Origin of the sequence: Streptomyces zinciresistens K42 (assembly GCF_000225525.1) — a bacterium.
GTDB classification, from domain to species: domain Bacteria; phylum Actinomycetota; class Actinomycetes; order Streptomycetales; family Streptomycetaceae; genus Streptomyces; species Streptomyces zinciresistens.
Genome location: NZ_AGBF01000051.1, coordinates 1 through 13,282 on the forward strand (window position 1 = coordinate 1; position 13,282 = coordinate 13,282).

General features: G+C 71.1%; 12 protein-coding genes. 10 read left to right on the forward strand and 2 right to left on the reverse strand.

Translation table 11 applies throughout. The features are described 5' to 3' along the window. Positions 1 to 157: 157 nt before the first annotated feature. From SZN_RS16790 to SZN_RS16795, 3 genes are all read left to right on the forward strand, one after another. Positions 158 to 772, forward strand: coding sequence for a Chromate resistance protein ChrB (locus SZN_RS16790; protein ID WP_007496494.1), 615 nt, complete (start codon positions 158 to 160; stop codon positions 770 to 772). 153 nt (positions 773 to 925) lie between these two features. Continuing rightward, positions 926 to 1,111, forward strand: coding sequence for a hypothetical protein (locus tag SZN_RS40935; RefSeq protein ID WP_139063558.1), 186 nt, complete (start codon positions 926 to 928; stop codon positions 1,109 to 1,111). Beyond that, complete coding sequence (locus SZN_RS16795; protein WP_244313371.1) at positions 1,108 to 1,794, forward strand: DUF2637 domain-containing protein; 687 nt, start codon at positions 1,108 to 1,110, stop codon at positions 1,792 to 1,794. The genes SZN_RS40935 and SZN_RS16795 overlap by 4 nt, the downstream gene beginning before the upstream one ends. Positions 1,795 to 1,833: 39 nt before the next feature. Here SZN_RS16795 and SZN_RS16800 read toward each other — a convergent pair whose 3' ends face one another. Both SZN_RS16800 and SZN_RS16805 read right to left on the reverse strand, forming a co-directional pair. After that, a complete protein-coding gene (locus SZN_RS16800; protein WP_007496499.1) occupies positions 1,834 to 2,127 on the reverse strand; it encodes a zinc-ribbon domain-containing protein in 294 nt (97 codons plus the stop codon). A 98-nt stretch (positions 2,128 to 2,225) separates the two neighbouring features. Beyond that, positions 2,226 to 4,520 carry a (Fe-S)-binding protein gene (locus SZN_RS16805; protein ID WP_007496501.1) on the reverse strand — a complete coding sequence of 765 codons (2,295 nt, stop codon included), beginning with the start codon at positions 4,518 to 4,520 and terminating at the stop codon, positions 2,226 to 2,228. Positions 4,521 to 4,721: 201 nt separating this feature from the next. Here SZN_RS16805 and SZN_RS16810 point away from each other — a divergent pair, with 201 nt between their 5' ends. From SZN_RS16810 to SZN_RS16840, 7 genes are all read left to right on the forward strand, one after another. Beyond that, complete coding sequence (locus tag SZN_RS16810) at positions 4,722 to 5,786, forward strand: MraY family glycosyltransferase (protein WP_007496504.1); 1,065 nt, start codon at positions 4,722 to 4,724, stop codon at positions 5,784 to 5,786. Between the two features lie 93 nt (positions 5,787 to 5,879). Next, positions 5,880 to 7,724, forward strand: coding sequence for a molecular chaperone DnaK (gene dnaK / locus SZN_RS16815; protein WP_007496505.1), 1,845 nt, complete (start codon positions 5,880 to 5,882; stop codon positions 7,722 to 7,724). Further along, on the forward strand, positions 7,724 to 8,380 hold the full coding sequence (gene grpE / locus SZN_RS16820) for a nucleotide exchange factor GrpE (RefSeq protein WP_007496508.1): 657 nt from the start codon (positions 7,724 to 7,726) through the stop codon (positions 8,378 to 8,380). Before dnaK ends, grpE begins: the two co-directional genes overlap by 1 nt. A gap of 42 nt (positions 8,381 to 8,422) precedes the next feature. Continuing rightward, positions 8,423 to 9,607: a molecular chaperone DnaJ gene (gene dnaJ, locus SZN_RS16825; protein WP_007496510.1), complete on the forward strand. Its 1,185-nt coding sequence runs from the start codon at positions 8,423 to 8,425 to the stop codon at positions 9,605 to 9,607. A gap of 5 nt (positions 9,608 to 9,612) precedes the next feature. Next, on the forward strand, positions 9,613 to 10,065 hold the full coding sequence (locus SZN_RS16830) for a heat shock protein transcriptional repressor HspR (RefSeq protein ID WP_007496512.1): 453 nt from the start codon (positions 9,613 to 9,615) through the stop codon (positions 10,063 to 10,065). A 398-nt stretch (positions 10,066 to 10,463) separates the two neighbouring features. After that, on the forward strand, positions 10,464 to 11,594 hold the full coding sequence (locus tag SZN_RS16835) for a sugar ABC transporter substrate-binding protein (RefSeq protein ID WP_007496514.1): 1,131 nt from the start codon (positions 10,464 to 10,466) through the stop codon (positions 11,592 to 11,594). 509 nt (positions 11,595 to 12,103) lie between these two features. Continuing rightward, positions 12,104 to 13,213 (forward strand): helix-turn-helix transcriptional regulator, encoded by a 1,110-nt coding sequence (locus tag SZN_RS16840; RefSeq protein WP_007496517.1) that lies wholly within the window; start codon positions 12,104 to 12,106, stop codon positions 13,211 to 13,213. Positions 13,214 to 13,282: the final 69 nt, after the last annotated feature.

A 13,282-nucleotide genomic window follows, 5' to 3' on the forward strand; every position in this document is an offset into this window, starting at 1 on the left:
CCGGGCGGCGGGGTCGGGGACTGAGGGGGCGCCGGCGGGCCACGGGCCCCTCGGCGGCCGTACGGCGGGCCGCACCCGGCGCCGAGCGCGACCGGCCCGCGCGACTCCCCGCGCCGGTCCCGCCCCGGCGGGCCCGCCTGCGGTTACATTCGCGAGCGTGACCGCATCACCCACCGCCGCGCACGACGGCGACGCGCGCGACGCGACGCGCTGGACCGTCCTCGCCATCACGCTGCCGGCCGGTCCCTCCCGGCACCGGCTCGCCGTCTGGCGCGAGCTGCGGAGGATGGGCGCGCTGTCGCTGGGGCAGGGCGTGTGGGCCGTACCGGACGTGCCGGTGTTCGCGGACGGGATCGTGCGCACGCTGGAGCTGACCGAGCGGGCCGGGGGCGAGGCGGTGTCGCTGGCGGCGGCCGGGCGCGGCGCCCAGGACGCGGCGCGGCTGCGGGCGCTGTTCACGGCCGCCCGGTCCGCGGACTGGGCCGTGTTCCTCGCGGACTGCGGCAAGTTCGAGGAGGAGCTGGCCAAGGGCATCCGCGTCGCCGGGTTCACCCTGGCCGAACTGGAGGAGGACGAGCAGTCGCTGGAGCGGCTGCGGCGCTGGCACCGCGATCTGACGGCCCGTGACGTCTTCCGCGCCCCCGAGGCGGCGGAGGCGGGCGAGCGGCTGCGCGGCTGCACGGCGGCCTGCGAGGACTACGCCGAGCGCGTCTTCGCCCATCTGCACCAGGTGCCCGCGGCGCGCGCGTCCGAGGAGGACGCGGCCGGCTGAGCGGGGCGGCGGGCGTACGCGCCTCCGGAGCGGCGGGTATTCCGGTTCCGGAAAGGGACCTTCGGATGTTCCCGTATTCCCGATAATCACCGTTGACGCATATTCCCCCGAATGCCAGATGTCCGCTGCGGTCCGACACTCGTTATGCGGAGCGTGACTTGGCAGGAAAAACACGCAGCTGGGGTGTACTCCTTCGGTGCGCGTCAGGCAGCTGATCAGACCGCTGCGCAGAGCGTCACATACTGCTCCGATCTGCTGGAGGACTTCCTGAAGACGATCAGCCGGATGGAGCGCGAATATCTCCGGGCCGCGTTCGAAGGGGAGACGTTCCAGAAATGAGGATGGACTACGAGGCGGTGGACGGGCCGTCTCCTTACACACAGCAGCTCGACATGCAGAACCTCTGGCAGGTCCCCGATCCGGTGATGTCACCGGAGGGGTGGGACCTCGACGAGGAACTGGCGCAGATGCTGGGGACCCCGCGGACCCCGGAGCCCGTCGCCCACCGGCGGGAGCCGGAGCGGCCGGCGCCGCGCCCGGTGCACCGCAGGCGCCCGCAGCCGGGCGCGCACTCGCTCACCCGCAACCCGCGGTTCCTCACCGTCTCGTTCCTGGTCACCCTCATCACCCTGTGCGCGGTGACGATGCTCACCTGGTCCATCTCGTACTCGTACGACCAGCTGCGGACGATCGCGCTGCTCGTCGTCTCGCCCGACCTGGCCCACTGGTGGCCGCTGACGGTCTACGGGCCGTGGATGCTGGCGGGGCTGTCGATCCTGCGGGCGTCGGTCCAGCGCCGTACCGCGCGCCGGTCCTGGGCGGTCATGCTGATCTCCTCGGGCACCGCCGTGGCGCTGTGCATCGGGCAGTCGGCCGACTCCCTGCTGGCGATGGTGGTCGTCGGCATCCCGCCCATCACCGCCCTGGTCTGCTTCCGTGAGCTCATCGGCCAGTTCTCCACCCGGCCCGGCCCCCGGCACGCGGCCGACGCCGTGAACGGCTCCAAGCAGCCCAAGACGTAGGCCGTCGCCGGGGGTTCCGGAGTCACCGGCTCCGCCCGGTCAGGACCGGTACGGCTGCTGAGGCTGTCCGTACGGCTGCTGACCGCCGGGGCCCCCGGCGGCGGCCTGCGCCTGGAGCTGGCCGGCCTGCTCCCCGCCCACGTGCTGCTCGGCGCCGCAGAAGGTGCACTGCGTCGCGTACTTGGTGGAGACGGGGAACAGCGGCACGAAGAACAGAGTGAACTTGGTGACGCGCTTGCGCAGGGTGTGCGCGGCGGGGTTGCCGCACCGGCCGCACACCAGCGTGAGTATCGCGAGCTGGTACAGGTAGCCCTTGGTGCCGAAGATGATCACGCGATGGTCCTTTCCGAGGTGTCGCTGCCCTCCAGCCTGCCCCACGACGGCGCCCCCTGTCCCGCGCGGGACAGGGGGCGTCTGCGGTTCGGGGTCCGTCACTTCGCCGGGGCGGGCTCCGCAGCGCTCTCCGCGTCGGCCTCACCGGCCGGCGGTTCGCCGTCCGCGGCGGGTGCCTTGACCGACTCCAGCAGCAGCTGGGCGACGTCGACGACCTGGACGGACTCCTTGGCCTTGCCGTCGTTCTTCTTGCCGTTCACCGAGTCCGTGAGCATGACCAGGCAGAACGGGCAGGCCGTGGACACGATGTCGGGGTTGAGCGACAGGGCCTCGTCGACGCGCTCGTTGTTGATGCGCTTGCCGATCCGCTCCTCCATCCACATCCGCGCGCCGCCGGCGCCGCAGCAGAAGCCGCGCTCCTTGTGGCGGTGCATCTCCTCGTTGCGGATGCCGGGGACGCTGGCGATGATCTCGCGCGGCGGCGTGTAGATCTTGTTGTGGCGGCCCAGGTAGCACGGGTCGTGGTACGTGATGATGCCCTCGACCGGGGTGACCGGGACCAGCCTGCCCTCGTCGACCAGGCGCTGGAGCAGCTGGGTGTGGTGGACGACCTCGTAGTCGCCGCCGATCTGCGGGTACTCGTTGCCGATGGTGTTCAGGCAGTGCGGGCAGGTGGCGACGATCTTCTTGGCGGACTTCGGCTTGCGCGACTCGGGCACGACGTTGCCCTCGTCGTCGGTCTCCTCGCCGAACGCCGTGTTCAGCGCCATGACGTTCTCCATGCCGAGCTCCTGGAACAGGGGCTCGTTGCCGAGGCGGCGGGCGGAGTCGCCGGTGCACTTCTCGTCGCCGCCCATGATCGCGAACTTCACGCCCGCCATGTGCAGCAGCTCGGCGAAGGCCCTGGTGGTCTTCTTCGCCCGGTCCTCCAGGGAGCCGGCGCAGCCCACCCAGTACAGGTACTCGACCTCGGTCAGGTCCTCGATGTCCCGGCCCACGACCGGGACCTCGAAGTCGACCTCCTTGAGCCACTCCAGGCGCTGCTTCTTCGCCAGGCCCCAGGGGTTGCCCTTCTTCTCCAGGTTCTTGAGCATGGTGCCCGCCTCGGACGGGAACGCGCTCTCGATCATCACCTGGTAGCGGCGCATGTCGACGATGTGGTCGATGTGCTCGATGTCCACCGGGCACTGCTCGACGCAGGCGCCGCAGGTGGTGCAGGACCACAGGACGTCCGGGTCGATGACGCCGTTCTCCTCGGCGGTGCCGATCAGCGGGCGCCCGGCCTCGGCGAGGGCGGCGGCGGGGACGTCCTTCAGCTGCTCCTCGGAGCCCTTCTCCTCGCCCTCCGCCGTCTTGCCGCCGCCCGCCAGCAGGTAGGGGGCCTTGGCGTGCGCGTGGTCGCGCAGCGACATGACCAGCAGCTTGGGGGAGAGGGGCTTGCCGGTGTTCCAGGCCGGGCACTGCGACTGGCAGCGGCCGCACTCGGTGCAGGTGGAGAAGTCCAGCAGGCCCTTCCAGGAGAACTGCTCGACCTGGGAGACGCCGAAGACGTCGTCGTCACCGGGGTCGGTGAAGTCGATCGGCCTGCCGCCCGAGGTCATCGGCAGCAGGGCGCCGAGCGCGGTCCCGCCGTCGGCGTCCCGCTTGAACCAGATGTTCGGGAACGCCAGGAAGCGGTGCCAGGCCACCCCCATGTTGGTGTTCAGCGAGACCACGATCATCCAGATGAACGAGGTGCTGATCTTCACCATGGCGGTGAAGTAGATGAGGTTCTGGAGGACGCCGACGCTCAGCCCCTTGAAGGCCAGGACCAGCGGATACGAGGCGAAGTACGTGGCCTCGTACTGCTCCACGCCGTGGATCGCACCCTCCAGGCCGCGCAGCACGTAGATCGCGAGGCCGATGGTGAGGATGACGTACTCGACGAAGTACGCCTGGCCGGACTTGGAGCCCGCGAAGCGCGACTTGCGGCCGGGGCGCGAGGGCAGGCTGAGCAGGCGGATCGCGATGAGCACCGCGATGCCCAGGATCGTCATGACGCCGATGAACTCGATGTACAGCTCGAACGGCAGGAAGCCGCCGAGGACCGGGAGGGTCCAGTTCGCCTGGAAGAGCTGGCCGAACGCCTGGGCGAGGGTCGGCGGCAGGGTCAGGAAGCCGACCGCCACGAACCAGTGGGCGACGCCGACGATGCCCCAGCGGTTCATCCGCGTGTGGCCGAGGAACTCCCGCACCAGCGTCACGCTGCGGGCGTAGGGGTTGTCGGTCCGGCTGCCGGCCGGCACCGGCTGGCCGAGCTTGAAATAGCGGACGAACTGGCCGATGGCGCGCGCGAGCAGCGCTACGCCGACCACGGTCAGCACCAGCGACACGATGATCGCGGCGAGTTGCATTTCGGGGCTCCTCGGGCCTGCGAGGGTGGTCGAGAGGGGTCTCGACATTACTAAGCGGTAACTTATGCGGTCCTCAGAGAGTACCCGCATCCTCTGTCGCACTGTAGTCAGCCGCGAGGTGATCTGAGTCGCTGAGGCTTGCCTTAAGAACAGATCGTGTTATTCATCGGTAATTGGTATATACGGCACTAATCTAGGCCCGTGTTTTACGGGATCGCCGCCGCCACCGCCGCACTCGTCCTCGCCGCGCTCGTCGCGGCGCTCCTCCGTCCGCTCGCCCTGCGCCTCGGCGTGCTCGACCGCCGCTGCCGGCGGCCGCTGCCGCTGCTCGGCGGCGTGGCCGTGGCCCTCGTGACATGCCTGGTCGCGGCGGCCGGGGAGTGGACCGGGCACGCCCCGCTGAGCCCCGAGACCGAGCGCCTGCTGATCGCCGCGGGCGCCGTCGCCGCCCTCGGGCTGATCGCCGACGTGCGGCGGGTCAAGGCGCGGTTCCTGGCCGGCGGTACGGCGGTGGCCGCGGCCTGCGTCGTGCCGTACGCCGACACCGGCTTCCTGCTCGCGCTGCCCGCCATCGGCCTGATCGTCCTGGTGTCCGTCGGCTTCAAGGCGCTGGACCACGCCGACGGCCTGGCCGGCACGGTCGGGGTGCTCACCGCCTTCGGGGCCGGCGTCTGCGCGGCGGCGGAGGTGATGGACGAACTCGCCGTGCTGCTGAGCGTGCTGGCCGCCGCGCTCACCGGCTTCCTCCTGCTGAACTGGCCGCCCGCGCGGATCGGGCTCGGGGCGAGCGGGTCCCTGTTCGTCGGGTTCCTGCTGGCCTCCTCGGCCGTGACCGCGCGCGCGGGGCACGATCCCGCGCCGAGCGCGGGCGTCCTCTACGCCCTCACCGCGCTCGCCACCACCGACGTCGTCCTGGTGGCCCTCTCGCGCCGGCTCGCGGGGCGCCCGCTGCTGCGGCGCGGGCCCGACCACCTCGCCCACCGGCTGCGCCGCACCGGACTCACCGCCCAGGGCGCCACCGTCCTGCTGGGTGTCGCCGCCTTCCCGGGGGTGCTCGTCGCCGTCCTGGTGCAGCTCGGCCGGCTGGCGGCCACGGGCGCGCTGTGGGTCGGTGCGGGCGCGCTGCTCGCCGTGTTCGCCCTGCTGCACATCAAGCCCTACGGGCCTCGGCGTCACCCTCGTGTGCCGGTGCAGGACTCCCCGCACGCCTCCGGGCGTACCGCGTCGTCGCAGGTGGGAGGCTCATTGCGCGTAAGGAACGGATAAGAGTTGAGTGGAGGCGACTCAGCTCTGTTGACCCATCGCCGGCTGTCGTGCACACTTGAGTCCGTTCCACTCAAGTCAGCTGGAGGATTCACCATGGCACGTGCGGTCGGCATCGACCTGGGCACGACTAACTCCGTCGTCAGCGTTCTGGAGGGCGGCGAGCCCACCGTCATCACCAACGCCGAGGGTGCCAGGACCACGCCGTCCGTCGTCGCCTTCGCGAAGAACGGTGAGGTGCTGGTGGGCGAGGTCGCCAAGCGCCAGGCGGTCACCAACGTGGACCGGACCATCCGCTCCGTGAAGCGCCACATGGGCACCGACTGGAAGGTCGAGCTCGACGGCAAGCCCTTCAACCCGCAGCAGATGTCCGCGTTCATCCTGCAGAAGCTGAAGCGGGACGCGGAGTCCTACCTGGGCGAGAAGGTGACCGACGCGGTCATCACCGTCCCGGCGTACTTCAACGACTCCGAGCGCCAGGCGACGAAGGAGGCCGGTGAGATCGCGGGCCTCAACGTCCTGCGCATCGTCAACGAGCCCACCGCGGCCGCCCTCGCCTACGGCCTCGACAAGGACGACCAGACGATCCTCGTCTTCGACCTCGGCGGCGGCACCTTCGACGTGTCCCTGCTGGAGATCGGCGACGGCGTCGTCGAGGTGAAGGCCACCAACGGCGACAACCACCTCGGTGGCGACGACTGGGACCAGCGCGTCGTCGACTACCTGGTGCAGCAGTTCAAGTCCGGTCACGGCGTGGACCTCGCCAAGGACAAGATGGCGCTGCAGCGTCTGCGCGAGGCCGCCGAGAAGGCCAAGATCGAGCTGTCCTCGTCCACCGAGACCTCGATCAACCTGCCCTACATCACCGCCTCCGCCGAGGGCCCGCTGCACCTGGACGAGAAGCTCACCCGGGCTCAGTTCCAGCAGCTGACGGCCGACCTGCTGGAGCGCTGCAAGACCCCGTTCTTCAACGTCATGAAGGACGCCGGCGTCTCCATCAACGAGATCGACCACGTCGTCCTCGTCGGCGGCTCCACCCGTATGCCGGCCGTGGCCGAGCTCGTGCGCGAGCTGACCGGCGGCAAGGACGCCAACAAGGGCGTCAACCCGGACGAGGTCGTCGCCATCGGCGCCGCCCTCCAGGCCGGTGTCCTCAAGGGTGAGGTCAAGGACGTCCTGCTCCTCGACGTGACCCCGCTGTCCCTCGGCATCGAGACCAAGGGCGGCATCATGACCAAGCTCATCGAGCGCAACACCACGATCCCGACCAAGCGGTCCGAGATCTTCACGACGGCCGAGGACAACCAGCCCTCCGTGCAGATCCAGGTCTACCAGGGCGAGCGCGAGATCGCGGCGTACAACAAGAAGCTCGGGATGTTCGAGCTGACCGGCCTGCCGCCCGCCCCGCGCGGCGTCCCGCAGATCGAGGTCGCCTTCGACATCGACGCCAACGGCATCATGCACGTGACCGCGAAGGACCTCGGCACGGGCAAGGAGCAGAAGATGACCGTCACCGGCGGCTCCTCGCTGCCGAGGGACGAGGTCAACCGGATGCGCGAAGAGGCCGAGAAGTACGCGGAGGAGGACCACGCCCGCCGCGAGGCCGCCGAGTCCCGCAACCAGGGCGAGCAGCTCGTCTACCAGACGGAGAAGTTCCTCAAGGACAACGAGGACAAGGTCCCCGGCGAGGTCAGGACCGAGGTCGAGTCCGCCGTCGAGGAGCTGAAGGCCGCGCTCAAGGGCGAGGACACCGCCGAGATCCGCACGGCCACCGAGAAGGTCGCCGCGGTCTCCCAGAAGGTCGGCCAGGCCATGTACGCCGACGCCCAGGCCGGACAGGCCGCCGGCGCCGAGGGTGCCGCCCCGGGCGGCGCCAGGGCCGACGACGACGTCGTGGACGCCGAGATCGTCGACGACGAGCGCAAGGACGGTGTCGCGTAATGACGGAGGAGACCCCGGGCTTCGACGAGAAGCCCGACGTCCCCTCCGGCGCGGCCTCCGACGACGCCGAGCCGAAGGCCGCCCCCGAGGAGGGGGCGTCCCCGGCCGGGGACGGAACTGCAGACGCTGCCCTGGTGGCCCAGCTGGACCAGGTGCGCACCGCGCTCGGTGAGCGCACCGCGGACCTCCAGCGCCTCCAGGCCGAGTACCAGAACTACCGCCGCCGTGTGGAGCGCGACCGGATCACGGTCAAGGAGATCGCCGTCGCGAGCCTCCTGACCGAGCTCCTGCCCGTGCTCGACGACATCGGCCGCGCGCGGGAGCACGGCGAACTCGTCGGCGGCTTCAAGTCCGTCGCGGAGTCGCTGGAGACCGTCGCCGCCAAGATGGGTCTTCAGCAGTTCGGCAAGGAGGGCGAGCCCTTCGACCCGACGATCCACGAGGCGCTGATGCACTCCTACGCGCCGGACGTCACCGAGACGACCTGCGTCGCGATCCTGCAGCCGGGGTATCGCTTCGGCGAGCGCACCATCCGCCCCGCGCGGGTGGCGGTCGCCGAGCCCCAGCCGGGCGCGCAGGCCGCCAAGGCCGACGAGGCTGCCGAGGCGGCCGAGGCGCCCGACGACAAGGAGAGCGGTGGCCCGGACGAGGGCTGACGTCGCACCGACGAGGAACCACCGGAAGGGGGTGCGTCGAGGATGAGCACCAAGGACTTCATCGAGAAGGACTACTACAAGGTCCTCGGCGTCCCCAAGGACGCCACCGAGGCCGAGATCAAGAAGGCGTACCGCAAGCTCGCCCGCGAGAACCACCCGGACGCCAACAAGAACAACGCCAAGGCCGAGGAGCGCTTCAAGGAGATCTCCGAGGCGAACGACGTCCTCGGCGACCCCAAGAAGCGCAAGGAGTACGACGAGGCGCGCGCCCTGTTCGGCAACGGCGGGTTCCGCCCGGGGCCGGGCGCGGGCGGCGGCTCGTTCAACTTCGACCTGGGCGACCTCTTCGGAGGCGGCGCCCAGGGCGGCGGCCAGGCCGGCGCCGGGGGCTTCGGCGGCGGGCTCGGGGACGTCTTCGGGGGCCTGTTCAACCGCGGCGGCACCGGCACCACCCGGACCCAGCCGCGGCGCGGCCAGGACATCGACACCGAGGTCAGCCTCAGCTTCACCGAGGCGATCGAGGGCGCGACGGTCCCGCTGCGGATGTCCTCGCAGTCCCCGTGCAAGGCGTGCGCCGGCACCGGCGACAAGAACGGCACGCCCCGGGTGTGCCCGACCTGCGTCGGCACCGGCCAGGTGGCCCGGGGCTCGGGCGGCGGCTTCTCGCTGACCGACCCCTGCCCCGACTGCAAGGGGCGCGGCCTGATCGCCGAGGAGCCCTGCCCGGACTGCAAGGGCAGCGGACGTGCCAAGTCCTCCCGGACGATGCAGGTCCGCATCCCCGCGGGGGTCGCGGACGGCCAGCGCATCAGGCTGCGCGGCAAGGGCGCGCCCGGTGAGCGCGGCGGCCCGGCGGGCGATCTGTACGTCACCGTGCACGTCGCCGCGCACCCGGTGTTCGGGCGCAAGGACGACAACCTCACGGTGACCGTCCCCGTGACCTTCACGGAGGCGGCCCTCGGCGGCGAGGTCAAGGTCCCCACGCTCGGCGGCCCGGCGGTCACGCTGAAGCTGCCGCCCGGCACGCCCAACGGCCGCACCATGCGGGCGCGGGGCAAGGGCGCGGTGCGCAAGGACGGCACCCGCGGAGACCTGCTGGTCACCGTCGAGGTGAGTGTCCCGAAGGACGTGACGGGGAAGGCTCGTGACGCACTGGAGGCGTATCGCGAGGCGAGCGCGGGTGAGGACCCGCGCGCGGAGCTGTTCCAGGCCGCGAAGGGAGCTTGATCGAGATGGACGGTCGTCGGCGCAACCCGTACCAGCTCACCGAGGAGACCCCGGTCTACGTCATCTCGGTGGCGGCCCAGCTCTCCGGTCTGCATCCGCAGACGTTGCGCCAGTACGACCGTCTCGGCCTCGTCTCGCCCGACCGCACGGCGGGCCGCGGGCGCCGCTACTCGGCCCGTGACATCGAACTGCTCCGCCAGGTGCAGCAGTTGTCGCAGGACGAGGGAATCAACCTCGCCGGCATCAAGCGCATCATCGAACTGGAGAACCAGGTCGTCGCGCTCCAGTCCCGGGTCGCCGAGATGGAGGCGGCCCTGGACGGCGCGGCGGCGGCGATGCAGCAGCGCGAGGCGGCGGTGCACGCGTCGTACCGCCGCGACCTGGTGCCCTACCAGGAGGTCCAGCAGACCAGCGCGCTGGTGGTGTGGCGGCCGAAGCCGAAGAAGGCCAAGGACTGACACGTCCTCAGCTGTGCGAAGGGGCCCGGAGGCAACTCCGGGCCCCTTCGCACGCGTGCGGGCAGGCCGCCCCGCACCCGGTCCGCACCCGGTCCGCCGGGCCGTCCGCGGCCCGCGAGAACTGGCCGGGTTCGTTCGGTCTTGTGAGCGAACAGGGCTTGGGTGGAAAGGCGTTGGATGTGCGGATCTCTACCGGAACACCGGGCAGGGTTCGGTGGAGGGACCGTAACGGGTGCTCTGCGAAGTTCCGCAAGGTCTTTACATGATCAGCGGAGCGTAGTGTTGCGCACTCGTTAAGTGCTTCGGCTTGACGCTGAGGGGCGTCGCCGCGTTGGCTTTTCAGTCATCTGGGCGTAATGGCGCGCCCGTGTCCGAAGGCACCAGAAGTGAGCTCCCCTATGCGTCCCTTGCGCCCCCTGCGCCGCACCGCCCTCGCCGTGGCCGCGACGTCCACGATGACCCTCTCGCTGGCCGCGTGCGGGGCACTGGGCGTCAGCAGCGACAGCGGCGGGGCGAGCCCGACCAAGGGCAACGACGTCACCGTGGGGCTGCTGCTCCCGGAGACCTCCAACACGCGGTACGACAAGTTCGACTACCCCATCATCAAGGCGAAGGTGACGAGTCTCACCAGCGGCGAGGGCAAGGTCGTCTACCGCAACGCCGAGGCGGACGCGAAGAAGCAGGAGAGCCAGCTCCAGCAGATGATCGACGACCGGGTCGACGTGATCCTGCTCGACGCCGTCGACTCCGCGGCGATAGCCGGCGGCGTGAAGAAGGCGAAGGCCGCCGGCATCCCGGTCATCGCCTACGACCGCCTGGCCGAGGGGCCGATCGACGCGTACGTCTCCTTCGACAACGAACTCGTGGGCGAGGTGCAGGGCCGCTCCCTGCTGGAGGCGATGGGCCCGGCGGTCAAGTCCTCCGACAAGATCGTCATGATGAACGGCTCGCCCACCGACCCCAACGCCAAGCAGTTCAAGGCGGGTGCCCTCTCCGAGCTCAAGGGCACCGTGGTCATCGCCCAGACCTTCGACACCAAGGACTGGAAGCCGGAGAACGCCCAGGCCAACATGGCGCAGGCGATCCGGGCCGTCGGCGCGGGCAACATCAAGGGCGTCTACTCGGCCAACGACGGCATGGCGGGCGGCGTCATCAAGGCCCTGGAGGCCGAGGGCGTCACCAAGCTGCCGCCCATCACCGGCCAGGACGCCGAACTGGACGCCGTCCAGCGCATCGTGACCGGCGAGCAGTACATGAGCGTCTACAAGTCCTACCCGCAGGAGGCCGAGAGCGCCGCCGAGATGGCCGTCGCGAAGGTGCAGGGCAAGGACATCCGCTTCGACTCGCTCACCCAGGACCAGGTCGACAGCCCGACGAACAAGGACATCCCGTCCCTGCTCGTCCCCGTGGTCGCCCTGACCCAGGACAACATCAAGGAGACCGTCCTCGCCGACGGCATCTACGAGCTGTCGGACATCTGCACGGCCGCGTTCAAGACCGCCTGCTCGAAGGCGGGGCTCTCCAGGTAGGACCCGCCGGCCCGACGGCCGCACCGCTCCGACGCCCGCGCACCGCGCCGACCCGCGCGACCCGCGGGCGTCGCGCTGTCCCCGGCCCGCGACACGCCCCCCGGGGTTTCGGCGCCCGCCCCCGGATTCCGGTCCCGCGCCCGGATTCCGTTCCCGCGCCGGATTCCGGTCTGCGAACCCGGCCCGCCGGGAACCGGCCACCACGCCCCGGCAAGGGCCGAAAAGACACCGTCAGCTTGTTGCAGCCGGGCGCGCGGAGGCCCGTGAAGAGCATGACGTAACGGGACGTTTCGGCGCCCGGCCCGCCGGGAGCCGTGTTGCGGAGCACGGCCCGTCCGCGCATAGTTGCGCTGCGGAAGCGCGAGCGAACCGCGGGCCCGAGGGGCCGGGAGGGCGGCTCGGAGGACCGCGGCCCGGACCCGCCGGGGGTGCCCGGCACGGGGCGTCGCCGGCGTACTCCGCAGGCGGGCGAGCCGGCGCACGAGGCAGGAACCGGGGGTGGATGAGCGATGGCCGGGCACAGGACCGAGGAGCATCCCCACGGCGCCGACCGACTGTGCGAGGCGGGGGACCGCGTGTACTCCCGGGCCGTACGCCGTGGCCGGGTGCCGCGGCCGGACGCCGAACCGGTGCCGTGCCTCATGGAGTTGGCGCTGCTGCACCCCGACCCCGACGACATGGACTGGCTGGTGCCGACCTCCCCGCAGGAGGTCATGACGCGGCTGCTGCGCGGGGTCTACGACGAGGTGCGGGCGAGTCAGCGGCGGATGGGCTCGGCGGTGGCGGCCGTCGAGTGGTACGCCGCCCTGGGCCCCCAGCCCGCGCGGGCGCCGGGCGCGCAGGGCCCGCTCGCGGGCTCGGCGATCCGGGTCCTGGACGGCGACGCGCGCATCCAGGGCGCCCTGGACGAGGCCACGCAGAACTGCACCGCGGAGGTGCTGACCGTGCAGCCCGGGGGCATCCGTCCCGAGCACGAGCTGACCGAGGGCCTGCACCGCGCCATGGCGCTGCGCGGGCGCGGGGTGCGGATGCGCGACCTGTACACGCATGTGGCCCGGCACGGCCAGGGGCTGCTCAACTACCTGGAGCTGATGGGTGACGCGGTCGAGGCGCGCACCCTGGACGAGGTGTTCGACCGGCTGATCCTCTTCGACCGCACGGTCGCCTTCATCCCCGCCAACACCGACCGCACGATGGCGCTGGAACTGCGCCACCCGGCGCTGGTGAACTACCTCGGGACGGTCTTCGAGCGGCTGTGGCGGCTGGCGATCCCGCTGACCGCCCCGCTGCCCGACACCGGCATCGAGGGCATCTCCCACCGCGAGCAGTCCATCGCCGCGCTGCTGGCCGAGGGGCATCAGGACGCGGTGATCGCGGAGCGGCTGGGCATCAGCGTGCGGACGTGCCGGGCGCACATCGCGCGCCTGTCGGAGACGCTCGGGGCGGCGAGCCGTACCCAACTCGGCGTGCGTATCGCGCAGGTGGGCCTCGACCGCACCCGGGCCTCGTCGTCGGGGTCCTCGCAGTCCTCGCAGTCCCCGGAGTCCTCCGAGTCCGCGGTCATCAGGGTCGCCGGGGTGTCCGGGGCGCCCGGCCGGCAGTCCCCGACCGGCCGGTGAGGCGGCGGCGGTACGGGTACGGGACGCGGCGGGGTACGCGGCGATGCGGCTCGCGGGGGCGCGGGGCGC

Bases quoted from the DNA above. Each gene is read 5' to 3' on its own strand.
- SZN_RS16835 (WP_007496514.1), top strand. From the start codon at position 10,464: ATGCGTCCCTTGCGCCCCCTGCGCCGCACCGCCCTCGCCGTGGCCGCG.
- dnaJ (WP_007496510.1), top strand. From the start codon at position 8,423: ATGAGCACCAAGGACTTCATCGAGAAGGACTACTACAAGGTCCTCGGC.
- SZN_RS16795 (WP_244313371.1), top strand. From the start codon at position 1,108: ATGAGGATGGACTACGAGGCGGTGGACGGGCCGTCTCCTTACACACAG.
- dnaK (WP_007496505.1), top strand. From the start codon at position 5,880: ATGGCACGTGCGGTCGGCATCGACCTGGGCACGACTAACTCCGTCGTC.
- SZN_RS16830 (WP_007496512.1), top strand. From the start codon at position 9,613: ATGGACGGTCGTCGGCGCAACCCGTACCAGCTCACCGAGGAGACCCCG.
- grpE (WP_007496508.1), top strand. From the start codon at position 7,724: ATGACGGAGGAGACCCCGGGCTTCGACGAGAAGCCCGACGTCCCCTCC.
- SZN_RS16805 (WP_007496501.1), bottom strand. From the start codon at position 4,520: ATGCAACTCGCCGCGATCATCGTGTCGCTGGTGCTGACCGTGGTCGGC.
- SZN_RS16840 (WP_007496517.1), top strand. From the start codon at position 12,104: ATGGCCGGGCACAGGACCGAGGAGCATCCCCACGGCGCCGACCGACTG.